The organism is Halomonas sp. XH26 (genome assembly GCF_024138895.1).
GTDB classification, from domain to species: Bacteria; Pseudomonadota; Gammaproteobacteria; order Pseudomonadales; family Halomonadaceae; genus Vreelandella; species Vreelandella alkaliphila.
In genome coordinates this window covers 1,639,320-1,663,325 of the sequence record NZ_CP071889.1, presented here as the reverse complement: position 1 = coordinate 1,663,325, position 24,006 = coordinate 1,639,320, and the positions used below count along the sequence as shown (strand labels likewise).

General features: G+C 51.5%; 19 protein-coding genes. 4 read left to right on the top strand and 15 right to left on the bottom strand.

The features are described 5' to 3' along the window. Positions 1–31: 31 nt before the first annotated feature. Complete coding sequence (locus J4377_RS07665) at positions 32–460, top strand: PA2779 family protein (RefSeq protein ID WP_038483649.1); 429 nt, start codon at positions 32–34, stop codon at positions 458–460. 10 nt (positions 461–470) lie between these two features. Then, a complete protein-coding gene (locus J4377_RS07660; protein ID WP_370687199.1) occupies positions 471–1,412 on the top strand; it encodes a PA2778 family cysteine peptidase in 942 nt (313 codons plus the stop codon). A gap of 39 nt (positions 1,413–1,451) precedes the next feature. Here the strand turns inward: J4377_RS07660 and sthA are convergent, their stop codons facing one another. The 9 genes from sthA to J4377_RS07615 all read right to left on the bottom strand — a co-directional run bounded on the left by sthA (position 1,452) and on the right by J4377_RS07615 (position 11,160). Next, the gene (sthA, locus tag J4377_RS07655) at positions 1,452–2,843 is read right to left on the bottom strand and encodes a Si-specific NAD(P)(+) transhydrogenase (protein ID WP_253487822.1); all 1,392 of its coding nucleotides are present in this window, start codon (positions 2,841–2,843) and stop codon (positions 1,452–1,454) included. Between the two features lie 100 nt (positions 2,844–2,943). Continuing rightward, entirely contained in the window at positions 2,944–3,198 is a 255-nt protein-coding gene (nqrM, locus tag J4377_RS07650) for a (Na+)-NQR maturation NqrM (RefSeq protein ID WP_009723507.1), read from the bottom strand. Between the two features lie 203 nt (positions 3,199–3,401). Next, positions 3,402–4,634, bottom strand: a complete 1,233-nt coding sequence (nqrF, locus tag J4377_RS07645; RefSeq protein WP_038483644.1) for an NADH:ubiquinone reductase (Na(+)-transporting) subunit F — start codon at positions 4,632–4,634, stop codon at positions 3,402–3,404. Positions 4,635–4,702: 68 nt separating this feature from the next. After that, positions 4,703–5,320 carry an NADH:ubiquinone reductase (Na(+)-transporting) subunit E gene (gene nqrE, locus J4377_RS07640; RefSeq protein ID WP_009723509.1) on the bottom strand — a complete coding sequence of 206 codons (618 nt, stop codon included), beginning with the start codon at positions 5,318–5,320 and terminating at the stop codon, positions 4,703–4,705. A gap of 1 nt (position 5,321) precedes the next feature. Beyond that, a complete protein-coding gene (locus J4377_RS07635) occupies positions 5,322–5,990 on the bottom strand; it encodes an NADH:ubiquinone reductase (Na(+)-transporting) subunit D (protein WP_038483642.1) in 669 nt (222 codons plus the stop codon). Positions 5,991–5,992: 2 nt separating this feature from the next. Next, complete coding sequence (locus tag J4377_RS07630) at positions 5,993–6,814, bottom strand: Na(+)-translocating NADH-quinone reductase subunit C (RefSeq protein ID WP_038483639.1); 822 nt, start codon at positions 6,812–6,814, stop codon at positions 5,993–5,995. Continuing rightward, positions 6,814–8,040, bottom strand: a complete 1,227-nt coding sequence (locus J4377_RS07625; protein ID WP_038483637.1) for an NADH:ubiquinone reductase (Na(+)-transporting) subunit B — start codon at positions 8,038–8,040, stop codon at positions 6,814–6,816. The genes J4377_RS07630 and J4377_RS07625 overlap by 1 nt, the downstream gene beginning before the upstream one ends. After that, positions 8,040–9,389, bottom strand: coding sequence for a Na(+)-translocating NADH-quinone reductase subunit A (locus J4377_RS07620; protein ID WP_038483635.1), 1,350 nt, complete (start codon positions 9,387–9,389; stop codon positions 8,040–8,042). Before J4377_RS07620 ends, J4377_RS07625 begins: the two co-directional genes overlap by 1 nt. 316 nt (positions 9,390–9,705) lie before the next feature. Next, positions 9,706–11,160: a glyceraldehyde-3-phosphate dehydrogenase gene (locus tag J4377_RS07615; protein ID WP_038483633.1), complete on the bottom strand. Its 1,455-nt coding sequence runs from the start codon at positions 11,158–11,160 to the stop codon at positions 9,706–9,708. Between the two features lie 254 nt (positions 11,161–11,414). On the opposite strand from J4377_RS07615, the gene mfd reads away from it, so the two are divergent. Next, positions 11,415–14,864: a transcription-repair coupling factor gene (mfd, locus tag J4377_RS07610; protein ID WP_253487820.1), complete on the top strand. Its 3,450-nt coding sequence runs from the start codon at positions 11,415–11,417 to the stop codon at positions 14,862–14,864. A 106-nt stretch (positions 14,865–14,970) separates the two neighbouring features. Further along, the gene (locus tag J4377_RS07605) at positions 14,971–16,095 is read left to right on the top strand and encodes a L,D-transpeptidase family protein (protein WP_253487818.1); all 1,125 of its coding nucleotides are present in this window, start codon (positions 14,971–14,973) and stop codon (positions 16,093–16,095) included. 89 nt (positions 16,096–16,184) lie between these two features. Here the strand turns inward: J4377_RS07605 and J4377_RS07600 are convergent, their stop codons facing one another. The 6 genes from J4377_RS07600 to J4377_RS07575 form a co-directional block, all read right to left on the bottom strand. Continuing rightward, positions 16,185–16,448 (bottom strand): Lpp/OprI family alanine-zipper lipoprotein, encoded by a 264-nt coding sequence (locus J4377_RS07600; protein ID WP_009723517.1) that lies wholly within the window; start codon positions 16,446–16,448, stop codon positions 16,185–16,187. Positions 16,449–16,670: 222 nt separating this feature from the next. Further along, the gene (locus tag J4377_RS07595) at positions 16,671–17,303 is read right to left on the bottom strand and encodes a murein L,D-transpeptidase family protein (protein ID WP_038483627.1); all 633 of its coding nucleotides are present in this window, start codon (positions 17,301–17,303) and stop codon (positions 16,671–16,673) included. A gap of 174 nt (positions 17,304–17,477) precedes the next feature. After that, the gene (locus J4377_RS07590; RefSeq protein WP_198349811.1) at positions 17,478–17,942 is read right to left on the bottom strand and encodes a 2-hydroxyacyl-CoA dehydratase; all 465 of its coding nucleotides are present in this window, start codon (positions 17,940–17,942) and stop codon (positions 17,478–17,480) included. A gap of 53 nt (positions 17,943–17,995) precedes the next feature. Next, positions 17,996–18,457 carry a DUF6586 family protein gene (locus tag J4377_RS07585; protein ID WP_038483624.1) on the bottom strand — a complete coding sequence of 154 codons (462 nt, stop codon included), beginning with the start codon at positions 18,455–18,457 and terminating at the stop codon, positions 17,996–17,998. Continuing rightward, the gene (gene topA, locus J4377_RS07580; RefSeq protein ID WP_253487816.1) at positions 18,454–21,081 is read right to left on the bottom strand and encodes a type I DNA topoisomerase; all 2,628 of its coding nucleotides are present in this window, start codon (positions 21,079–21,081) and stop codon (positions 18,454–18,456) included. The genes J4377_RS07585 and topA overlap by 4 nt, the downstream gene beginning before the upstream one ends. A 303-nt stretch (positions 21,082–21,384) precedes the next feature. Next, positions 21,385–23,922, bottom strand: a complete 2,538-nt coding sequence (locus tag J4377_RS07575; protein ID WP_253487814.1) for a DUF3141 domain-containing protein — start codon at positions 23,920–23,922, stop codon at positions 21,385–21,387. Between the last annotated feature and the right edge of the window lie 84 nt (positions 23,923–24,006).

Here is a 24,006-nt window from a genome sequence, read left to right as displayed (position 1 = left end):
TTGCTCCCCGATACGTCTAAGGATGAAGACAATGAAAAAAGTGCGCGCTTACCTCTCAAGCTTACTGATCGCTGCGTTAGTCATTACCAGCCTACCTGTTGCCGCTGCGCCCACAGCCCCGCAGAGTATGGACGCTACCTCTACAGACTTAGTCTCTACAAACTTGGTCTCTACGCAATCTGTTTTAGCAGGCGACCGCGCAGGTGCTGACCGCGAGCGTATCAATGAAATTCTCGCCCGTGCAGATGTGCAAGAAGAGCTCCTCAAGCAAGGTGTTGATCTAGATGACGTTGAAGCCCGCGTTGCCGCACTAAGCGATGCAGAAGCGCAGCAAATGGCCGAACAACTCGAACAGCTGCCCGCCGGCGCCGGCGTGATTGGCGCCCTGTTTGCGGTATTCGTTATCCTACTAGTGACTGACATTCTCGGCCTGACCGATGTTTATCCGTTCACTCGCTGATTTGACTGCCATGATGAAACACCTTTTAAACGCCCGCTTTGCGGGCGTTTTACTGCTTGCCTTACTGCTGCCCACTCTGCTTAGCGGCTGCGCCCGCAACCCGGTGCTGCTAGAAAGCACTAAAGCTAGCCTACCACCGCAAACTGAGCTGACCGAAGTACCGTTTTACGCCCAGACGGCGTATCAGTGTGGCCCAGCAACGCTGGCAATGGTGCTCAATCACCAGGGGGTAGATGCAGGGCTTGAGCGATTAATCCCACAGGTATTTCTGCCTGGGCGAGAGGGTAGCGTCCAACCTGAAATGCTAGCCACTGTGCGCCGTTATAAGCAGTTGGCGATTCCCGTTCGTGGCACCATGGATGCATTGCTTGGCCACCTGGAAGCAGGTGACCCCGTGGTGGTGATGCAAAACCTCGCCTTGCCAGCTTTCCCGATGTGGCACTACGCGATGGCCATTGGTTTTGATTTACCTAATGAAACGCTGATTTTACGTAGTGGCGAAATCGAACGGCATACGATGTCGTTTCGCCGCTTTGATGCTACCTGGGCACGCAGTGAGCGCTGGGGATTTGTGGTTAGCGAACCTGGCAGCCTGCCCGAAGGCGTTACCGCCCGCAATGCACTGGAAGCCATTAGCGCATACGAGGAGCAGCATGGGCCTGTTGCAACACTTTCCAGCTGGCAAGCTTTTGTAGAACGCTTCCCAGCCAATCCGCTGGGTCAATTTGCACTCGGCAATGCGCTATACGCAGATCAACAACCTCAAGCAGCGCTGGAAGCCTTCGAATCAGCCACACAGCTTGACCCTGCCATGGGCGCTGCATGGCTCAATGTAGCTATACTCAGGCTTCAGAAGGAAAATAGGGAGGGTGCGCGCGAAGCACTCACTCAGGCTGCCACCTTAGACGGTGACTGGCAGCCACGCGCTCAGCAACTGCTGGATGGTTTGTGAGGCGTAAGTAGGGGGCATAGCCCCCATGCTTAAAACATTTCAAAACACTCGGTTTAAGCCATTTTGCGCCGCCACCCGGTACGCTTCGGCCATGGTGGGGTAATTGAAGGTCGTATTGATGAAGTACTTCACGGTATTCGCATCCCCTTCCTGCTGCATAATGGCCTGGCCGATGTGTAGAATTTCCGACGCCTGGTCACCAAAACAATGGATACCCAGAATCTCCAGCGTGTCTTGGTGGAACAAAATCTTCAGCATTCCCACTGTATCGCCGGTGATTTGCGCACGAGCAGTATCTTTAAAGAAGGCCTTACCCACTTCGTAGGGCACTTTGGCTTCGGTCAGTTCACGCTCATTGGGGCCGAAAGAGCTGATTTCGGGAATAGTGTAGATCCCAGTGGGTACATCGCTAACGAAGCGATACTCTTTTTCCAGTAGCTCGTTACAGGAGTTTAATCCCTGGTCGTAGGCAGCACTGGCGAGACTCGGCCAACCAATCACATCGCCTGCAGCGTAAATATGCGGAATCGCGGTGCGGTAGTGCTCATCAACGCTAAGCTGGCCTCGGCCATTTGCCTCTAAGCCAATGTTCTCAAGTCCAAGGCTATCGGTATTACCGGTACGGCCATTCGCCCAAAGAAACGCATCGGCGCGGATTTTCTTGCCCGACTTCAGATTCACGGTTACGCCAGCTTCGTCACCTTCGACACTTTTATAGTCTTCGTTATGGCGAATCAGCACACCATGTTTACGCAGATGGTAGGAAAGCGCATCACTGATTTCATCATCCAAAAATGACAGCAGGCTATCGCGGTTGTTGATTAAATCAACCTTAACACCAAGCCCCGAAAAGATAGAGGCGTACTCGCAACCGATAACACCTGCCCCAAAGATCACCAGTGTCCGCGGGGTATGGGAAAGGCTGAGGATCGTATCAGAGCAGTAAATACGTGGATGACGAAAGTTAATATCCGCCGGACGATAAGGCCGAGAGCCGGTAGAAATAACAATTTTCTTAGCTATCAGCTCTTCCACGCCTTCCTGCCGGTCTCGCACCACCACGGTATGCTCATCTTTAAAACGAGCCACACCATGAAACAGATCAATACGGTTACGCGCGTAAAACGTTGTGCGCATTTCGACCTGTTTATCGATGGTGCCACGCGAGCGTTCCATCACTTTAGGAAAAGAAAACCAGCGGGGTTCACCGATATCGCGGAACATGCGGTTGGTATTGAACGCCATGATCTGTTTGACCTGATGGCGCAGCGCTTTTGAAGGGATCGTGCCCCAATGGGTGCAGTTGCCCCCCACCTGGGCCTGCTTTTCAATAATCGCCACTCGCTTGCCATGCTTTGCGGCGTTAATAGCAGCGCTTTCCCCAGCGGGACCAGTACCTATCACCACAACATCGTAATTGTGAACGGCCATACGACTTGGATCTCCTTATTCCTGACTTAAAAGCGCTCTCAACAATGGCATTTACATAAACGCTCGCGGTGAGCGAGCGTCTGAGCAGCCAATTGCTAGATTAACGACGCGTTGCGTCATAACCTAGGTCAGCTCCACGGCTTTCATCGCTACGCCGACGTACACTTCCACGCTTGCGGTTTTCTTCTTCGCAAACCTCATCTTTGCCGCCGCAGATGTCACAGCCTTCTTTTAGACCTAACTGATTTAATCCACCACAGGAACCAGCAATAGGCTTGCGGCCCATTAATACGCCAACGGCCATTGCCGTCATTACCAGCGCCATAAAACCAAATACCAGTAGCCAGATTGTCATGCTCACCTCCCAGCATTGCATTAACTGCTCACCTGCCGACAACGGTCATGTCGTTAAGTGCCGTAGAATTTTAATGCCTATTGTACCTCAGCCACTTCAAAATGATCAGGCAACTCATCGTTTTTCAAACATTCACATACAAACGGGGCTGACCAAAAGGCCAGCCCCGCTCATGCCCGAAGGCAACTTACACAATCACGTTGTTAACCGCCGAAGTCATCCAGTAGGATGTTTTCCGGCTCCACGCCCATATCGAGCAATAGCTTGATAACAGACGCGTTCATCATGGGTGGCCCACACATGTAGTACTCACAATCTTCAGGAGCTGGGTGGTCCTTCAGATAGTTTTCGTACAATACATTGTGGATAAAGCCTGTCGGCCCTTCCCAATTATCTTCTGGCTGCGGGTCAGAAAGCGCCAGGTGCCACTCAAAGTTCGGGAACTCTTCGGCTAGCTGATCATACTCTTCGTTGTAGAAGGTTTCACGCCAGGAGCGCGCACCGTACCAGAAAGTAATTTTACGATCTGACTTCAAGCGTTTGAGCTGATCGAAAATATGGCTACGCATTGGCGCCATACCCGCACCACCACCGACAAAGATCATTTCCGCATCTGTGTCTTTGGCAAAGAACTCACCAAACGGCCCCATAACGGTAACCTTGTCGCCAGGCTTCAAACTGAAGACATAGGTCGACATAAGGCCCGGCGGGTGGCTTGTACCCGGAGGCGGCGTCGCGATACGAATGTTGAACTTGAGGAGGCCCTTTTCATCCGGGTAGTTAGCCATGGAGTAAGCGCGAATAACTTCCTCGTTATTCTTATGGGAAATTTTGAACATATCAAATTTTTCCCAATCGCCACGATACTCTTCTTCGATGTCAAAATCGGAGAACTTAATATCGTAAGGCGGCGCTACCAGTTGCACATAACCACCGGCGCGGAAGGCAACCTCCTCACCTTCGGGCAGCTTCAGGTTCAACTCTTTAATGAAGGTCGCGACGTTAGGATTCGCGGTAACTTCACACTCCCACTTCTTAACGCCGAAGACTTCTTCAGGCACTTCTACTTTCATGTCCTGCTTCACAGGAACCTGACAAGACAGACGCCAGCCTTCTTTCTTTTCACGCATAGTGAAGTGAGACTCTTCCGTCGGCAAAATAGAGCCGCCGCCCTCTTCTACTCGGCACTTACACTGAGCGCAAGAACCGCCGCCACCACAGGCAGAGGAAAGAAAGATTCCGTTTGCAGCTAGGGTGTTAAGAAGCTTACCACCAGCCTGAGTCTGCAGGGTGTGCTCGGGGTCGCCGTTGACTTCAATCGTCACGTCCCCGCTACTCACTAGCTTGCTGCGCGCTGCCAGAATGATCGCCGTTAAGCTAATAACGATGATCGTGAACATGACAACACCGAGCAAGATGACAGATGTATCAACCATGTCGGTTTCCTATTGCTGAAGGTTTTCTATACCTCGGCAGCCTGAGCTGCCGAGAAAACCGGCTCCGATTAAAGCTGAATGCCTGAGAAGGACATAAAGCCCAACGACATTAAGCCAACGGTAATAAACGTGATGCCAAGACCCTGAAGACCGCCAGGCACGTCGCTATACTTCAGCTTTTCACGGATACCAGCCAACGCTGTAATCGCAAGCGCCCAGCCAACACCAGAACCGAAACCGTAGATTACGGATTCACCGAAGTTGTAGTTACGCTCAACCATGAACAGTACGCCACCTAGGATGGCGCAGTTAACGGTAATCAGCGGCAGGAATACGCCCAGCGCGTTGTATAGCGCAGGAACATATTTATCGAGAAACATTTCCAGAATCTGAACAAGTGCGGCAATAACGCCGATGTAGCTCAGAAGACCCAGGAATGAAAGATCGATGTTTTCAGCACCGCTTATGCCAGTCCAAGACAAAGCGCCTTCAGCCAGCAGCAGGTTAAACACTAGATTGTTGACCGGAACCGAGATTGTCAGTACGACAATAACGGCAATCCCGAGACCAAATGCAGCGGAAACCTTCTTAGATACCGCAAGGAATGTACACATCCCCAAGAAGAAGGCCAGTGCCAAGTTTTCAACAAAAACCGAAGCAACGAAAAGGCTTAGATAGTGTTCCATGTTACACGGCCTCCTTCGGCTTGGTGTTGTGCTTCATTTTGAACTCGTTCTCTTCTACCTGCTCAGGATTGACTGAACGTAAAACCCAGATCAGCAAACCGATAATAAAGAAGGCAGAGGGCGGCAGGAGCAGCAGACCGTTGGGCACATACCAACCACCATTCTGCACTGTTGGCAGGATGGTAAAACCAAAGATACTGCCAGCACCCAGTAACTCACGGAAGAAGCCAACGACCATTAAGATAAAGCCGTAGCCCAAGCCGTTTCCGATACCGTCAAGGAACGACATGCCCGGCGTATTGGACATCGCAAAACCTTCCGCACGACCCATTACGATGCAGTTGGTGATGATCAGACCCACAAATACTGACAGCTGCTTAGACATTTCATATGCGTAAGCTTTGAGGATCTGGTCAACCACGATAACCAGCGACGCAATAATGGTCATTTGAACAATGATACGAATCGAAGACGGAATATGGTTCCGGATCAGCGATACGAACAGGTTCGAAAAGGCCGTCACAAAAATAACCGCTAGCGCCATTACCAGCGATACGCTCATGCTGGTGGTAACCGCTAGAGCAGAACAGATCCCCAAAATTTGTAGCGCAATGGGGTTGTTCTTAAAAATCGGCGCCGTTAAAACACTTTTTGCATTTACATCCGCCATGATCAGGCCCCCTCAACGTCGTCGAAGTCGGTATCGGTGTCTTCGGCATCTTCTGGTTCAGTACCACTACGGAAGTTAGCCAAATACGGAGCGAAAGCCTCTTCGCTGAACCAGAACTGCAACATGTTGGTCACGCCGTTACTGGTTAGCGTCGCACCAGAAAGCGCATCAACCTCGTACTCGTTGCTTGCGCCGCCTTTGGTCAGGTGGATTTCCGGTGAGAGGTCGCCCTCTTCGTCGTAAATCTTCTTACCTTCCCATTGAGCTTGCCAACGCGGATTATTTACCTCAGCACCAAGACCCGGCGTTTCGCTGTGGTCGTAGTAAGTGATACTGACGATGGTGTTACCGTCGCCCTCAACCGCGAGGAAGCCCATCATGCGGCCCCAGAGGCCCTGCCCACGAATGGGCAGAACAATCTGCTCGGGATTTTCAGCATCACCGACAAGATAAACAGTCGCGAAGTTTTCAACACGAGACAGACCTGCAATGTCGCGATCGCCGGATAGCGTACGACCCGTTGCAGGATCACTCGAGGCTTCGAAACCATCGAAGGTTGCTGGGTCGAACTGATCGGTGTACTCACCAGTATCAAGCTCAACTACACGTGCAGTAATTTGCGTGCGGAACGCTTCCTCAACATCCATGCCGGGCTCATAAAGACCTGCCACGTTAAGAATGTTGGTTTTACGATCCAATTCCTGGTTGAGCTGCTGCATAGGGCGCAGCGCAACGGCAGCCGTCGAAACGATTACCGAGCACACGATACACAGCGAAAACGCTACGATCAGGATCTTCTTGATGGAGTTGTTACCTTGTGCCATTAGGCATTCTCCTCGGCCGCTACGCCAGTCCGCTTGAGACGGCGTCTAATATTGGCCTGGACGAACATGTGGTCAATCAGCGGTGCAAATAAGTTAGCGAACAGAATGGCCAGCATGATGCCCTCAGGAAAGGCCGGGTTTACCACGCGGATCAGCACGGTCATCACACCGATCAACGCACCAAACACCAAGCGCCCCTGGTTAGTCATGGAAGCAGACACAGGGTCCGTTGCCATAAACACCATGCCGAAAGCGAAGCCACCAATCACCAAATGCCAGTACCAGGGCATTGCAAACATGGGGTTGCTGTCAGAACCAATCAGATTAAACAGCGTACTGGTGACGACCATGCCCAGAAGAACACCCAGCATGATTCGCCATGATGCAATACGCGTCCACAACAGCACTGCCGCACCAATGAAGATCGCCAGTGTCGAGACCTCACCCACTGAACCAGGGATAAAGCCAAGGAAGGCATCCCACCAGCTCATGGTATCAGTCAGCGCGCTCATACCGTCTTGGAACGCCATGGAGAGCGCCGTTGCACCCGTATAGCCGTCGGCTGCTACCCATACCGCGTCACCGGAGATTTGCGCTGGATACGCGAAGTAGAGAAAGGCACGGCCAGTCAGCGCAGGGTTCAAGAAGTTCTTACCCGTGCCGCCGAAGATCTCTTTACCGATCACGACACCAAAGGTAATACCCAAGGCAACCTGCCAAAGCGGAATCGTGGCCGGCAGAATCAGCGCAAACAGCACGGAGGTCACGAAGAACCCTTCGTTAACCTCATGGCCGCGCTTGATGGCGAACAGTACTTCCCAAAAACCACCCACCGCAAACGTGACAAGATAGATAGGCAGGAAGTAGGTCGCACCTAGGACAAAGTTAGCCCATAAACTGCTGGGGTCATGTCCACCCGCCAGGGTCATCATGATCGCTTCACGCCAACCGTTCATTGATGCATAGCCTGCATCAATGGCGGTGTTGGCCTGCCAGCCAGCGTTCCACATACCGAAGAACATCGCCGGGAAAGTACACAGCCAAACGGTGATCATGATGCGTTTTAGATCGATACCGTCACGCACGTGGGCGGTGGTTTTTGCAACACTGGGGGGAGAGTAGAAAATAGTATCTACCGCTTCGTAGAGCGGGTAGAACTTTTCGTACTTACCACCTTTATGGAAGTGCGGCTCGAGATTATCGAGTGTTTGTCGAATACCCATCATCAGGCCTCTTTCTCGATCATGGTGAGATTGTCACGCAGGATAGGGCCGTACTCGTATTTGCCTGGGCAAACATAGGTACACAGTGCCAAATCCTCTTCGTCTAACTCAAGACACCCAAGTTGCATGGCAACTTCAATGTCACCCACGATCAGCGTGCGCAGCAGCTGTGTTGGCATAACATCCAGAGGCATAATGGCTTCATATGCACCGATCGGCACCATGGCACGTTCAGAGCCATTGGTTGACGTGGTTGGTGCATAATTGCTCAGGCCTTTAATCTTAGAAATGTAAATGCCCATGACTGAGTGCCGATTAGCGCCCGTAGACATCCATCCCAAGAAGGTGCGCTTGTTACCTTCCTCAAGCAAGCTTACTTGGTTATGGAAACGTCCCAAGTAAGTCAAGCTCCCTTCAGCAGAGGCACCAGAGAACACAGAACCTGAAATAACACGGGTGTCATCGGGTTTGATGACCTCACCTGCTAAGAGTTCCTCCGTACTGGCACCAATACGGGTGCGCAATAAACGAGGATTTTCAGCACGCGGGCCGCCGACAGCAATGATACGGCTCGTATCAAGCTTGCCTTCTACAAACAGCTTGCCGAACGCAATCACATCCTGATAACCGATGTGCCACACTTTTTTGTGCAGGGCTACCGGTGAAAGGTAATGAATATGCGTTCCTACCAAACCTGCCGGATGCGGGCCAGCAAAGCTCTCAGTCTTTACGCCGCTGACATTACCACCAGGAATGGAAGCATTAGCACCCGTACACAGAAAAACGTTGCCCTCGGTCAGGCGGGTTAGCACCTTGAGGCCGTCTTCAAATGCTTGGGAGTTTTCATTGATCACTACCGCAGGGTCAGCGCTAAGTGGATGAGTATCCACAGCAGTAACAAAAATATCGGTAGGTGTGCTGTCGATAGCTGGCGTGCGAGAGAAAGGCCGGGTGCGCAAAGCAGTCCAAAGCCCTGACTCAACCAGTTGATCAACAACAGATTGACGTTCAAGCTGCCCTAAAGCGTCACGATCATGAGAAGCAAATGTCATCGCTTCTTCATTTTCATCGACTTTAATAACGACAGACAGCAGACGTCTCTTTTCGCCACGGTTAATAGCAACTACTTCACCGCTGGCGGGCGCTGTAAAGCGTACACCATCAATTTTCTTATCGGTGAAGAGTAATTGGCCCAGTTTGACCTTATCCCCTTCCTGAACTTCCATCGTCGGCTTCATGCCAACGTAGTCGGTGCCCAGGATTGCCACGTGGCGCACAGGCCGCGCATCTTCAATACGCTGCTCGGGCGCTCCCGTGATGGGGAGATCCAGGCCTTTTTTGACTTCGATCATAGTCTCGCCCAGTTGATGGATCGGATATACGAAGGTAAGGGGTTCGAATGCTTATTTCTGTTCAGTAAATTTTTATTGTCTGTTCAGATTGTTACCAGTCAGGCTCAAGCACGCTTGAACCACCCCGAAAAATCCATCGTATTATAAAGATAAGCGCGGCCAATGACCACATCCCTGACAGCCTCCTAAAGTGCTATAGACGCTTGAGCTGATCTCGCTTTCAACACAAAAAAGCCACCCGGAGGTGGCTTTTGGCACAACTTAGCGGTTAAAAGCGCATTAACTGCTGCTTAAACGCCATTAATGCTCAAACAGCTTAATGCGGCAGCTTCAAAAACTTCACATTAGACATATGCTGAAGAATACGAATAACTTGGCAACTATAGCCAAATTCATTGTCATACCACACATAAACGACGGCGTGGTTACCGTTTGCGATGGTGGCTTTAGCATCGACAATACCCGCATGACGATTGCCAACAAAGTCAGATGATACAACTTCTGCTGAATCCACGAAGTCAATCTGCTTCTGATAGGAGGAATCAATCGATACGCGACGCAGATAATCGTTCAACGCCTCTGCATCAGTGCCCTTTTCCAAGGTTAAATTCAAAATAGCCATAGAAACATTGGGCGTAGGCACGCGAATGGCGTTACCTGTGAGCTTACCTTCAAGTTCAGGTAGCGCTTTTGCGACCGCTTTTGCTGCACCTGTTTCGGTCAATACCATATTCAGCGCCGCACTACGCCCACGACGGTCGCCTTTGTGGTAATTATCGATAAGGTTTTGGTCGTTGGTGTAGGCGTGCACGGTCTCTACGTGGCCTGTCACTACGCCATATTCATCATTTAGCGCTTTTAGCACTGGCACGATGGCGTTGGTAGTACAGGACGCTGCCGACACGATACGGTCATTATCGCCAATCGTTTCATGATTAATGCCGAATACGATATTTTTGATATCGCCTTTGCCGGGGGCCGTTAACAATGCTTTCTTAGCGCCCTTGCACTCAAGATGCTGACCCAATCCAGCCTCGTCGCGCCAGATACCGGTGTTATCAACAATCACCGCGTTGTCGATACCGTAAGCAGTGTAATCAATTTCACTAGGCGAGTCGGCGTAAATAACCTGAATCACGTTACCGTTGACAATAAGTGTACGCGCTTCAACATCGACAGTAATTGTGCCGTCGAAAGGCCCATGTACCGAGTCACGACGCAGCAGACTGGCGCGTTTCTCAAGGTCTTTTGCCACATCGCCGCGGCCACGAACGACAATGGCTCGCAAGCGCAACAGATTGCCGCCGCCCGCTTTTTCGACCATTACACGTGCCAGCAAACGACCGATACGACCGAACCCGTACAGCACAACGTCTTGAGGCTCACCTTTGCTGCCGTTTGGCTGAAAGCCATCAATGATCTCAGCAAGTTCTTTACGCAGGAAAGCATCAAGGTCACCACCGCCCTGGCGTTTAAAATTAACCGCCAACTTTCCAACGTCAACATGGGCAGGGCCGAGGTTCATCTCACTCATCGCTTTTACGATGGGGAACGTATCTTCAACAGATAGCTCAGTGCCTTCAATTTTGCGTACAAAGCGGTGATCTTTGAGGATGCGAATGACGGACCGCTTAATCAAGGAACGACCAAACATAGTGGCGACAACATTATTTTGGCGATACAGCTGACCCACTAGCGGAATCATTTGCTCAGCCAGAGCTTCGTTGCTTTGCCATTCCTGAAAAACGTTTTCGAGAGCTTGCTGACTCACGTGCGGCCTCATTGGGTAGTGAAAAGAAATTTCCTGGAGCATTATCCTGGGCTTACCTACATGCCGCAATGAATGGATAGTCGCACAACATGTAGGGGTATTACAGAAAAAGCGGATTGACTACAAACCACAATAGTGTATCGGAACCACAAGGCTTACTTAACTACCAGTGGTTGCTTTGCGCAGGCCTCTGCCTGAAAGTACTGATCGTGTATGATCCAGATTCCGTTTCAGCGCAAAACGATACCGTGACTATGTCCTCTTTTTCTCTGCTCGAACCGCCCCAACCCAAAGGGATTCGCGACACGCTCTACCTAACAGCGCCGCCGGGCAGTGCAACTGCCCTGGCGCTGGCTCAGGTCGCGTTAAGCGCACCATTATTGGTTATTACGCCGAACACTGCCAGCGCACAGCGCCTGGAGCAGGATCTGGCATTCTATAGCAATGTTCCCGTTCTACCCTTTCCAGACTGGGAAACACTGCCTTATGACAGCTTCTCCCCGCACCAGGATATTATCTCGTCACGCCTGCGTACGCTGCGCTTACTGCAGGATGGCGTACGCGGCATTGTGCTGGTGCCAATCAATACGCTGATGCAGCGTCTGCCTCCCGTATCATACATCGCTGGGCGCGTGATGACGCTAAAAGCGGGCGCCAAGCTAAATCGGGAAACATTTCGCGAATCGCTATCGCGGGCAGGTTATCGTGCCGTAGAAACGGTCTACGAGCCTGGCGAATACGCCATGCGCGGCGCAATTATCGACCTTTTCGCCATGGGTATGGATGAGCCAATTCGTATCGATTTGTTTGATGACGAAATCGATACGCTACGCCATTTTGACCCTGGCAATCAGCGCTCTACCAATAAAGTCGATGTGATTGAGCTACTCCCAGCTCATGAGTATTCACTCAGTCGCAGCGCTATTGCTTGCTTCCGAGAACAGTTTGAAACGCTTTTTGATGTTGATCCGCGCCAGTGCCCTCTCTATAACGATGCACTGAAAGCCATCCCCTCCCCGGGCTTGGAACAATATTTGCCACTGTTCTTCGACGAAACCGCTTCTTTATTTGAGCACGTTACCGATGACACCCGTGTAGCACTGTTGCCTAGTGTATTCGAAGCAGCTGAGCAACACTGGCAGTCCATTGAATCACGCTACGAGAATTTGGGTGTTGATCCAACACGCCCCCTTTTACCACCGCTTCGCGCGTTCATTCCCGTTAATGACGTTTTTTCGGCGATAAAAGCCCGCCCCCGAATCGAACTAACCGAAGACAACACGCAACGCCATGCCCTGGCGCCGAAGGCCCAAGCACTACCCTCGCTGGCAATTAACGCTCGCGCCAAACACCCTCTTAACGAACTGGCTACCTTTCTGGATGCACAGCAAGCTACACGGGTACTGTTTGTTGCCGAGTCACGGGGACGCAGAGAAGCGTTAGAAGAAGTACTGGCGCCGCTTAAATTAAACCTGCCCCATATTGACAGCTTCCAAGACTTTTTAAGCAGCACTGATCGCATTGCCATTACTGAAAGCTTGGTAGGCAGCGGCTTGTGGCTTACCGAACCGAATGTCGTGGTGATCAGCGAGACTGAGCTCTTTGGCGATGTCGTGCGCCAGAGTCGGCGGCGAGAAAAAGCGACCGACGACAACGAATTGGCCGTGCGCCATTTATCTGAGTTACGAGAAGGCGCACCGGTTGTTCACCAAGCACATGGCGTCGGCCGCTACTTGGGGCTGGAAACCCTTGAAGCTGGCGGTCAAGCTAACGAATTCCTGGCGCTTTCATATGCCGACGGTGCCAAGCTTTATGTCCCGGTCGATAGCCTGCATCTTATTTCTCGCTATAGCGGCGCTGATGACGAACTCGCTCCGCTGCATCGGTTAGGCTCAGATCAGTGGGAAAAGGCACGACGTAAAGCGGCTGAGAAAATCCGCGACACTGCCGCTGAGCTACTCGATATCTACGCCCGGCGGGAGGCTCAGGAAGGGTTCATTTATGATACGCCGGGCGATGAATACGTTCGCTTCTCTGCCAGCTTCCCGTTTGAAGAAACCCCTGACCAGCAGGCAGCCATTGAAGCGGTAATAAGCGACATGATCTCTCCTCAGCCAATGGATCGCGTCGTTTGTGGCGATGTAGGGTTTGGCAAGACCGAAGTCGCCATGCGTGCTGCATTCCTAGCCGTTCAGACTGGTCGCCAAGTAGTGGTGCTTGTGCCCACTACGCTATTAGCTCGCCAGCACTTTGAAAACTTCCGCGACCGCTTTGCCGACACCGCTGTGAATATTAGCCTTATTTCACGCTTCACAGGCGGCAAGGAAATGACGCAAACCTTGGAAAGCATCAAAAATGGCCAAACCGACATTGTAATCGGTACTCATAAACTGCTATCTAAAAGCGTTGAGCTGCCCAAAATGGGGCTTTTAATTATCGACGAAGAGCACCGCTTTGGGGTCGCGCAGAAAGAGAAACTCAAAACGCTGCGCGCCGAAATCGACATTCTGACGCTAACGGCAACACCGATTCCGCGCACCTTGAACATGGCCATGAGCGGCATCCGAGACCTTTCGATTATTGCCACCCCGCCAGCACGGCGCTTATCGGTCAAAACGTTTGTGCAACAGCGAGATAGCAGCGTCATTAAAGAAGCCCTGCTGCGTGAAATATTACGCGGCGGACAAGTCTACTTTTTGCACAATGAAGTCAAAACGATTGAAAACGCTGCCGAACAAATCCGCGAACTGGTGCCAGAGGCACGGGTTGCTGTCGCTCACGGCCAATTACCCGAGCGCAGCCTTGAGCGAGTCATGTCAGACTTCTACCATCGTCGCTTCAATGTGCTGGTGTGCTCTACCATTATCGAAACCGGCATTGACGTGCCCAGCGCCAACACGATTCTAATTGAGCGCGCCGATAAGTTCGGCTTGGCCCAGCTACACCAACTGCGTGGCCGTGTTGGACGCAGCCACCACCAAGCATACGCTTACCTACTAACGCCGCCCCCCAAGGCAATGACACGAGATGCCGTGAAACGTCTGGAAGCGATTAGCGCCTCTGATGATCTCGGTGCTGGCTTCACCTTAGCAAGCCACGACATGGAGATACGTGGCGCAGGCGAGCTTCTAGGCGACGAGCAGAGCGGCCAAATGGAAACCATCGGCTACACGCTTTACATGGAAATGCTGGATCGCGCGGTGAAGGCTATCCGTGCGGGCAAAACGCCTAACATTGACGCCCCCTTCAACACCGGTGTCGAGATTAGCCTCAATCTGCCGGCGCTGATTCCTGACGACTATATTCACGACGTACAGCAGCGCCTGGTGATGTATAAACGTATCGCCAATACCCAGAGCGACGCTGAGCTTAAGGAGCTACAAGTCGAGCTTATTGATCGCTTTGGGCTCCTTCCTCAGCCCTTGAAGAACCTGATACGTCAGACTAGGCTTCGCCACCGCGCTGAAAAACTGGGTGTAGCGCGCATTGAAGCCGGTGAGAACCGTGGACGAGTGCTTTTCAACGGCTCTACCCAGGTCGATCCGTTAACCCTTGTGACGCTCATTCAAAAATCGCCACAGCACTACCGACTGGATGGCTCAGACACTTTACGATTTGAATTCCCAATGGAAACCACCGAACAGCGTTTTGATAAAGTCGAAGCTCTGCTTACAACACTCAATCAAAAAGTAGCGGCGGCGTGAACCTTGGGGCAAACTTGTATGAAAGCCCTACGCACGGCCCTCTAACTGCCGCCCTTGACAATGCTAGTTTGCAGCAATGTGGCGCATAAATTAATTAGGAACCACCATGAATATTCGTAAGTTATGTAACGCCTGGGGCCCGACGAGCTTAGCTGTCTTACTTACAGCAAGCCTCTCTACCCCTATTTATGCACAGTCTTCAGCCGATACAGCTGAAGGCTCAGCCCCTGCTACAGAAGAGGCGCTTACCAGCGCTGACCAGCTCGCTGAGCAAAGAGAACTACCCCGCGGCCATTTTCGTCTTCCTGAAGAAGGCGACATTATTGGAGAACACTACACCGTCGTCGTAGAAGATCCTGAAGACACACTCATCGATATAGCGCGACGCCATAACATTGGCTACGAAGAGATTCGCATGGCCAATCCAGGCGTCAGCATGTGGGTACCTGGGGAAGGCACAGAAATCGTTATACCTGCGCGCTATATTTTACCGCCTGCACCCCGCGAAGGCGTGGTCGTAAATTTGTCTGAACTGCGACTCTATTATTACCCGGCCGACAACCCTGGCATTGTTGAAACCTATCCCGTCAGTGTTGGCCGTGAGGAATTTGCCACACCGATCGGCATTACCCGCACGACAGTGAAGGTAAAAGATCCTGCCTGGGCGCCGCCAGCCTCTATGCGTCGTGAAGCAGCTGCACGTGGCGAGCCAGCCCCTTCTATTGTGCCTGCTGGCCCTAACAACCCGCTGGGTCGTCACGCTATATTACTGGCGATGCCTAGCTACCTGATTCATGGCACCAACCGCCCTGAAGGCGTCGGCATGCGGGTCAGCCGCGGCTGCATCCGCATGTTCCCCGAAGATATCAAGTCGCTCTACGAGCGCATGCCTACCGGCACTCAAGTCAACTTGATGGATGCACCGTTTAAAGCAGGCTGGGCAGCGGACGGCACACTGTTTGTGCAGTCTTACCCTCAGCTTGAAGAAAACGTTGGCGATTTTGAGCCACTGCTTAATGCCATCGAACGAGTAAGCGAGCTTGCTGAAGACCAAGCAGAAGTTGACTATGCCCAGGTAAAACTAGCAGTAGAAAATCCGGATGGTCGCCTTATAGCGCTTTATGGCCCCCAAGCACCAGCACCAGCCCCTGTTGAAGAGCCTGTGGAGCTTGATGGATTATTAGAAGAAATTGAGCTCACAACAGCGACACAAGCCGAGGAAGAAGCATAACCTTAGTCAAAATAAAAAAACCCCGCCGAGGCGGGGTTTTTTTACATCTACAGCAACCCTAAGTTTTAACACTTAGAGCCCAGGCAGAATTACTTCTGCATGGAACGCTGGAACATGCGGTTCATTTCTTCACGGTTCTGCTGAGACATCTGCAGAGCAGCTTGCGCATCGCGCTGAGCTTGGTTAGCAGTGTTCATTGCTTGTGAAGCCATGCTGCGTGCTTCTGCGGCGTCAGCCTGTGCAGATTCAGCAGTCATGCGAACTTCTTCCAGGGCGCTGGTAGAAGCACAGCCAGCCAGGATTGCCAGTGAAGCAGCAGCGGCAGTCATCTTCAGAGCAGTCTTCAGAGTCATAATGTTCTCCTTGAGTCTTCCTTGGGTACAACGTTAAGGGTATGACAAATTTAAGGCTAAAGCGTTAGCTCAATTTTGTCTACCTGCGGTGCAGGTTCTTTACAGCGACTTGTACCATGGCATTACACCAATGCACGCAAGTCAAACGCTGTTTTATAATAGACCACAGCGGTTGTCTATAGCCACGCATTTAAAACCTTTAACTTCCTTCAACGACATAGCTTATCGGATCACTACGCGAGTGCCAACACCTACCAGCGACGCAACGCGTTCAATTTGCTCGTTGGTGACAGCAACACAACCCTGAGTCCAGTGGTACTGGCCATGAATATCTGGATCACCCTCGCCAATACCATGTATGCCAATGGCACCGCCCAATGCCGTATTCTGCGGCGGTGAGCCGTGGCGCTGATAGTGATCAAAATAAGCATCATAATCCGCTTGGGAATAAATGCCTTTTTCGAGCGCCATCCTCGCATGAGGTGGCGTAGGATAATCGATACCAATAAAGATATGCCACTGACTTTCGTAATTAAATCGATTAATTCGAAACTCGCCAAGTGGTGTCACATTATCACCGCGGATCCGCTGGGTTTTCGCCCCACCTCGCCCAAGGGATATGGGCGCGTAGTGCTCAACCAACGCATTACCACGGTAAACACTCAACGTGGCGTCTTTATCATCAATTAATACCCAAAGTTCATTGCTGTGACGCGGAATACTCGCACGCGAAAGCAGCGTCTCAACCAGATCTGTGGGCTCATAATTATTTAAGGTACCGGAAGTCGCTGCACTGGCCACAGCAGGCCAGCCCAGCGCCAACGCTAAAAAACGGCGACGGTTTACAGGCATCATTATCGTTCTCTATATAGGCCAGTATCACCAGCCAACAAAGCATTTGTGGCGGTTGTTATACCTTATTCTCACACCAAATGTCAGTGCTTTCAAAAAAGCCAAAAAATAAGCCAGTGCGACAATATGGCAACCGCGCCATTATTAAACGCTATCTAAATCACCTCAAATGCCTGCCTAGATATCTTCGAATTCTTGCATACTCGTTACTAGCTTGCGCGCTTCAGCATGATGCCCTTCCGCCAAGGCGTTAAAAAAAGTTTCCTCTGGCTCTATTTTTGCCCGTGATGCACGATGCTCATAGAGATCCTGTAGCTTGCGATGCGACTCAACCGCTACACGAGTCAGCTCATCAATTGAGTCTGCAATCGTTTGTTGAGCAAGTGCCTCAAGGGCTGGAGGCTGAGGAAAGTCATTAGGGTCATCAAACCATATTTCCAACACTTCTTTATGATTAAAGCCATCACTAAAAAGCGCCTCCAGCCCAGTCTTCATCCGGAGTTCGCTGTCGGCTAAATACGTTAACGCCATGACAAGACGTTGTTGGTCGCTTGAATCAGCCGCAGCACGATACTGACGCGCCATGCGCCCATGATAATCCGCGGCCCATTCAACGAAGTCTTTGACTTGGTTATAGCGCATCTATATCTCCTCTTGCGATTCACTCTCTCTAGGCAATACGTTTGTCGTTATAATTACCACTCTTGGCTAGTTTCACGTAACGCAGCAATATCCCGTTTTGCAGCATGAAGGTTAGCTAACAGCTGGTCAGCAACACTCACTTGGCTGCCGACAGCGATCATTGAGGGGTTCTGAACTGCGCGTTTACTAGCCCCCTCGTCACTGTGCAGTTTCTCAATTTGCCCTACCAGCCAGTGCAACCAGCTATCCGGCTGGTGCAGCATATCTCTTAAGCGCTGCAGCTCAGCAACGGCAGGCCCCTTCTCATTAAGGAGCACTTGCCAGCCATGCTCGTTAAGACGCGCATGCTCGGTCACTTCTTTGAGCAGCGAGTTTAATGCCAGCTCAAAGAGCGCCAAGGCGCTCTCTTCAATCGCCATTTGACGAGCCTGAGCATGTTCGTCATTACCTGCTGGAAGACCAACCAAAAGCTCAGCTTGATAAAGCAGTTGGTTGGTACGAGAACGTGGGCTCACTTGCGCTTATCCTCCACGTGCCATTTACCCGCCTCAAATGTCGCCTTCCAGCCGGTTGCTTTACCTTCTTCATCGGTCATCACGTACTGCTCTTTATTTTTCCGTGAGTAGCGAATTTGCGCAGGACGGCCATCCGGGTCTTCGCTGGGCGCCTTTAAGATAAAGTGATACTTTTCCGGTAGTTCGTCGGCGTGGGCTTTTAGCTCTTTTACCAGCGGCGGACGGGTTTCACGATTTTTAGGAAACTTGCTGGCCGCTAAGAACAAGCCACTGGCACCATCACGCAGCACGTAGTGATCCTCTACCTTCTGGCAGGCCAGTTCCGGCATGGGAATGGGGTCCATTTTGGGCGGTGCCACTTCACCACTACGAAGCAACTTGCGGGTGTTTTTACACTCACTGTTGGTGCAGCCGAAATATTTGCCAAATCGACCTGACTTAAGCTGCATCTCAGAACCACACTTGTCGCATTCGATAATGGGGCCGTCGTACCCTTTGATTTTGAACTTGCCCGCTTCCACCTCATAACCATCACAATCAGGGCTATTGCCACAAATATGCAGTTTGCGACCCTCATCGATGAGATAGTTATCCATGGCGGTTCCGCACTTCTGGCAACGACGCTTGGCACGGAGTGCGTTGGTTTCTGCTTCTTCGCCTGCATCTTCTGCAACAGCTTCTTCACCAGGGATTAAATCAATGGTGGTTTTACAGCGCTCTTTGGGCGGCAAGTTATAACCACTGCAACCCAAGAACACACCGGTGGAAGCCGTCCGAATTTGCATTTTGCGACCGCAACTTGGGCAGTCAATATCCGTAGGAACCGGCTGATTAGGGCGCATTCCTTCGTCGCTTTCGGCTTTGCTAAGCTCCTGACTGAATTCACCATAGAAAGCATCCAGCAAGGCTTGCCAGTTACGCTCGCCTTCCGCAACTTCATCCAGGCTATCTTCCATCCGAGCCGTAAACGAATAATCCATCAAATCGGGGAAAGACTCTTTCAGCCGTTCGGTGACAATATCACCCAATTTTTCAGCATAAAAACGGCGACTTTCTAACTTCACGTAACCACGATCCTGAATCGTGGAAATGATGGCAGCATAGGTAGAAGGACGGCCAATGCCCTGCTTCTCGAGCTCTTTTACTAAGCTGGCTTCCGTATAACGCGGGGCCGGTTTAGTAAAGTGCTGTTGCGGGTCAAGCTTTTCAAGCGCCATCGCCGTGCCCTTCGGCAAATCAGGCAGGCTTTGGTCTTCATTTTTACCTGATGGCTTCATCACCCGCGTGTAACCATCAAACTTGAGCACTCGCCCTTTGCCGCGCAAGTCGTAGCCATCAACCTCAACACTCAGCGTACTGGAAAGGTACTCAGCAGGCGTCATCTGACAAGCCACAAATTGACGCCAAATCAGCTCGTAGAGACGCTCTGCATCACGCTCCATTCCAGAGAGGTCACTGGCCTTGCGCTCAACGCTAGAGGGCCTGATCGCCTCGTGGGCTTCTTGGGCGCTCTCCTTGCTGCTGTAACGGTTAGCAGAGTCTGGTAAATAGCGTGCTCCGTACTCATCACCAATAAACGAGCGAACACTCTCTACCGCATCCTTTGAAAGATTGGTGGAGTCGGTACGCATGTAGGTAATGTAACCAGCCTCGTAGAGACGCTGAGCCATGGTCATGGTTTTCTTAACAGAGAACCCTAACCGGCCACTGGCAGCCTGCTGCAATGTTGAGGTAATAAACGGCGCAGTAGGCTTGGAGCTCGTCGGTTTGTCTTCACGGGAGGTAATCGCAAGCTTGGCTTTGCGCAGTTGCTCAATGCGTGCAAGCGTGTCCTTTTCGGAGGTAGGACGGAAGGGCTTACCATCCTGACGCACCAACGCAAATCTAACCAGCTCGCCATCCGGGGAAGCGAGATCTGCATGGACATCCCAAAACTCTTCAGGAATAAACGCACGAATTTCGCGTTCACGCTCAACGATCAGGCGAACCGCGACAGATTGAACACGACCTGCTGATAAGCCCCTGGCAATCTTGGCCCACAGCAACGGTGAAAGCATAAAACCAACAACACGGTCCAAGAAGCGGCGCGCTTGCTGCGCTTCCACCCGGGGAATATTTAGCGCCCCTGGCGACTTAAACGCATCCTGAATGGCATTTTTGGTTATTTCATTAAATACAACGCGCTTATAACGACTGTTATCACCACCAATCGTCTCGCGCAAATGCCAGGCAATTGCTTCCCCTTCGCGGTCCAAATCCGTTGCGAGATAAACAGCATCAGCTTTTTCAGCCAGCTTCTTTAATTCAGCAACGACTTTTTCCTTACCAGGGAGCACTTCATAGCGCGCTTCCCAGCCGTTATCCGGGTCAATGCCCATCCGCCGAATTAACTGATCATGAGCCTTACGTTTTTTGTACTCTGCTTTCTCTTCCGCCGACATCTTGCGTGTTGCCGCAGCCTGGCGAGCGCGCTCCTTCGGGTCGGAGGCTGCCTTACCTGAGCCGCTGGTCGGCAGGTCACGGATGTGACCCACGCTCGACTTTACGATGAAATCGTTGCCGAGATACTTATTGATCGTCTTCGCTTTCGCAGGCGACTCGACGATGACCAGTGACTTGCCCATAGTGCTCCACTTTCCTAATGCTCAGGCGCTATCGCCCATGCTCTGAATACGTTGTCGCCTGTCGTTACCACTTGACGACCATGAGAAAAATGCGCCTACCCTACCCCAGGCCTGCAACAAGCGCCAGTAACAACCGACGCATAAGTAACAAACTAATGCTGAAGCGCAAGGTGTCTATCCGTACTATTTTTCATAATGAAGTAGCTAGACACTAGACTGCCAATACGCAGACGGCAACCCAAAATACGGAAACAAAAAAACGCCCCTGTATCAAAACAGGGGCGCAGACAAACGCTACAAAGCTTAGTGCTTGCGCGGTGATTTCCTACGCGACGCCGCTCTTGGCTGAGGCTTGCTTGCTTCTTTAGCTGCATCTGCTGCTACATTATTAGTAGCAGGAACACTTTCAGTAGATGCGCGTTGGGTAGCCTCCTTTTCCGTCGATACTGTCTCTGTCGACACGCTTTCAGCTAGAGAGCTTGCAGCGGTTTGCGTATCAATAGCCGCCTTCTGGTCACCTGCTTGCTTAGTGTCAGTAGCGGGTGCGCTCAAGGCTTTTGGCTGAGTAGATTTTGGTTGAGCGGCTTTCGGCGGCCTCGCTTGATCAAATAGCATCTTCACCTGCTCAAAACGCTCTGCTGCGTGCTCGGATAATTCACCACTCGCAGCGAACACATGTTTAAGGTGCTCGATATGCCCGTCGATGTCACTGCTGCTTTGCCCTTTTAACAGCTCGGGCAATGACGATAGCGCTCGCTCACGATCTAATTTCAGGATAAAGAACTGATCGCGTACCAAACGCTTAAATTCACTCAACGTTGAACTAGGCTCTAACTCAGCACGGGAAGCACGTAACCGTTTGAAATTGCGCTCATCTGTCGCTGGCGCTCCACCTAGCACATAGATAACTGAGCGCATGACGGCTTCATGAGCGCCACCCTGGGCTATTTTATTGCGCAGCTCATTTTTGCGGTTTTCAACAAAACGTTGATGCTCTGGCTCGGCTCCAGGACGACGACGATGCACATGCGCATCGCCATACAAACCTACCGCTGCTTGCAATAGTGGCTGTCCGTAAATGTCCATAAACAGCCTTTCCGTCGTGCTATCGCGCAAATCTCGTACTGCATTGAGATTGGCAACGATTTGATCGGAGCACATCGTTTCTAATGCTTTGAAAACATTATCTTGACCTACTTGCTGACGATTGCAGCGTACTGCTTCAGCCATCACCGGCAGCGGAACAGTCAGCGGATTACGATCAGATAGAAGCTTGTAGCCTAACCGGATAGGATGCATACGACGAATCCAGCGTGCCGCTTCTGGCGTCATCATGGCCTGCACCCAGGGTTGAACGTATAACCGATAGAAACCAAGGTTGATTTCGGAAATACGTGCAACCGTTGCAAACCGACGATCATCCTCTGGGATATGCATTACATCCTGATCCAGCTCCTCAAAGTTACGCGATGTAAACTCAAGCAAATAATCACGCTCAAGTAACTCCGCATCATCTCGCTCGCTGACATGCGAGACCGTTGTCTCATACAGTCCGGGCGGCATAACATCGATATAGTCCATGTTGGCCGTGAACTCAGCATGCTCTTTGCGCGACACACTACCGGAAACAAAGATCCCTAAGTGCCCTGTTGTGTCGTGCATGCAGTACACGATCGTCTGCTCGTTGGCGATGATATCTTCTTCGCCTTCGTATAAATCACGAATCCAACCCAGCGCCTGAGGCGGCGGCGTTATGTCGTCACCACGCGAGCAGAATACGACAACAGGTGAGCGCACATTGCGAAGATCAATCCGGCGGCCATCGCGAGTCACCAGTTGGGCCGTCGAGAGACGATTACCAACAAATAGGTTATCGACAATATATTGGATCTCTTGGCCACCTAAAACAACGTGACCACCCCACCAGCGCTCGAACTCTAAATAGCGTTTGGATTCGGTATCAATGTTGTCATACAGATGGTACTGCTTTTTCCAGTAGGTATTGGCTGGGTTGAGACGCTCGAAGTTCTGCACTAGCCAAGCACCATCAAACAGGCCGTTACCAATGTCGCTAGTTAAAGCAGTAATCCAGCTTCCACCGGTCATACCACCGGTATAGCGCATGGGCGCTTTACCGTGCTCCCCGGCCCAGTAAGAAAGCGGAGCACCGGCAATAAGAATCGGACCAAACACATCCGGCTCAAGTGCCGCAGCCATCATTATTTGCCAACCCGCCTGACAGTTCCCCACCACCATTGGTTTTTCAGCTGTTTCTGGGTGCAGAGCGATAACATGACGCAAAAACGCAATTTCCGCTTCTACCACATCCTCAACGGTTTGCCCCGGTTCAGGAAAAGGCAAAAAACCAATAAAATAGCAAGGGTGACCAGCCTTTAGAGCAACCCCAAGCTCGCTATCAGGCTTGAACCCGCCGATACCAGGGCCATGACCTGCCCTAGGATCCACGACAACAAACGGTCGTTTCTCAGGGTCAATCTGAATATGGCTGGGGGGAAGAACTCTCAGCAGCTCATAATTGGTTGGATGGGGAAGCGTACGTCCATCAATGAGCACCTCTGTATCAAATCCAAGCACGTTCGGCTTGGTTTGCTCCATATGCTCAAGATATTGATTTCCGCGTTCGCGCATAACATCCCAATACAGGACGCTACGCTCAATACTGTCGCGCCAATAGCCCGCTGCAGCCCGTCCGAATCCGAACGGATCTACCATGCTAGCAAAGGCCTCGCCGACCGGTAATGGAGCCATTTGATCAGACGCTCCTGGCCACAGGCTTTTCAGCGCGCTGCCAGGCAACAAAGGATGAGCGAGAAAGTTCATAAATTCTCCCATTGGGTTGATGCAAAGCATCTGTCCCGAAGCGTTGATGCTGCAATGCAATATAGTTTAGGCCACTCACTGCAT

Coding starts and splice junctions, on each gene's coding strand:
- J4377_RS07660 (WP_370687199.1), top strand. CDS start 471: ATGATGAAACACCTTTTAAACGCCCGCTTTGCGGGCGTTTTACTGCTT.
- mfd (WP_253487820.1), top strand. CDS start 11,415: ATGTCCTCTTTTTCTCTGCTCGAACCGCCCCAACCCAAAGGGATTCGC.
- J4377_RS07625 (WP_038483637.1), bottom strand. CDS start 8,040: ATGATGGGTATTCGACAAACACTCGATAATCTCGAGCCGCACTTCCAT.
- J4377_RS07665 (WP_038483649.1), top strand. CDS start 32: ATGAAAAAAGTGCGCGCTTACCTCTCAAGCTTACTGATCGCTGCGTTA.
- nqrF (WP_038483644.1), bottom strand. CDS start 4,634: ATGGTTGATACATCTGTCATCTTGCTCGGTGTTGTCATGTTCACGATC.
- J4377_RS07635 (WP_038483642.1), bottom strand. CDS start 5,990: ATGGCGGATGTAAATGCAAAAAGTGTTTTAACGGCGCCGATTTTTAAG.
- J4377_RS07590 (WP_198349811.1), bottom strand. CDS start 17,942: ATGCGCTATAACCAAGTCAAAGACTTCGTTGAATGGGCCGCGGATTAT.
- J4377_RS07630 (WP_038483639.1), bottom strand. CDS start 6,814: ATGGCACAAGGTAACAACTCCATCAAGAAGATCCTGATCGTAGCGTTT.
- nqrM (WP_009723507.1), bottom strand. CDS start 3,198: ATGACAATCTGGCTACTGGTATTTGGTTTTATGGCGCTGGTAATGACG.
- J4377_RS07595 (WP_038483627.1), bottom strand. CDS start 17,303: ATGATGCCTGTAAACCGTCGCCGTTTTTTAGCGTTGGCGCTGGGCTGG.
- J4377_RS07620 (WP_038483635.1), bottom strand. CDS start 9,389: ATGATCGAAGTCAAAAAAGGCCTGGATCTCCCCATCACGGGAGCGCCC.
- J4377_RS07600 (WP_009723517.1), bottom strand. CDS start 16,448: ATGACTCTGAAGACTGCTCTGAAGATGACTGCCGCTGCTGCTTCACTG.
- J4377_RS07605 (WP_253487818.1), top strand. CDS start 14,971: ATGAATATTCGTAAGTTATGTAACGCCTGGGGCCCGACGAGCTTAGCT.
- nqrE (WP_009723509.1), bottom strand. CDS start 5,320: ATGGAACACTATCTAAGCCTTTTCGTTGCTTCGGTTTTTGTTGAAAAC.
- topA (WP_253487816.1), bottom strand. CDS start 21,081: ATGGGCAAGTCACTGGTCATCGTCGAGTCGCCTGCGAAAGCGAAGACG.
- J4377_RS07575 (WP_253487814.1), bottom strand. CDS start 23,922: ATGAACTTTCTCGCTCATCCTTTGTTGCCTGGCAGCGCGCTGAAAAGC.
- sthA (WP_253487822.1), bottom strand. CDS start 2,843: ATGGCCGTTCACAATTACGATGTTGTGGTGATAGGTACTGGTCCCGCT.